Raw genomic sequence first — 322 nt, 5'->3', positions numbered from 1 at the left:
TGCGGAAAAGTTTAAGCTCAACGGTTGGGTACGTCACAAGCATTAATCGCTACTACATAATATACAAACAACTAGAAAGTTTGGACCAAGTCAAAAGTTTAGAAGGGGTTTCACTAGCCCCAAAAGACCCCATTTTCATGATACCGCTACGAAAAGTCAGCCAAATGCCAGACAGTAAAAAGCCGCTTGTACAGCAAGCGGCTTTTTAAATGGATTCATTGGAGAGACTCAGTGATCGTCATCACACCTTACGTGTAGTTAAATTTTAACCACCTCAAATATTAGGCCGTAAAACTTCCCTAAAAACGAGGCCGTTTTCAGC

1 pseudogene is annotated in these 322 nt (G+C 41.3%); it reads left to right on the top strand.

The window, feature by feature from the left end:
- Positions 1–209, top strand: a pseudogene (locus IQR33_RS32395) (lytic transglycosylase F); the annotation flags it as partial.
- Positions 210–322: the final 113 nt, after the last annotated feature.

It is taken from the genome of Vibrio sp. OPT46 (assembly GCF_015163535.1).
In the GTDB taxonomy this organism is placed as follows: Bacteria; Pseudomonadota; Gammaproteobacteria; order Enterobacterales; family Vibrionaceae; genus Vibrio; species Vibrio alginolyticus.
The sequence above is the reverse complement of the archived record's forward strand: the minus strand, read 5'-3'. Positions and strand labels throughout refer to the sequence as shown.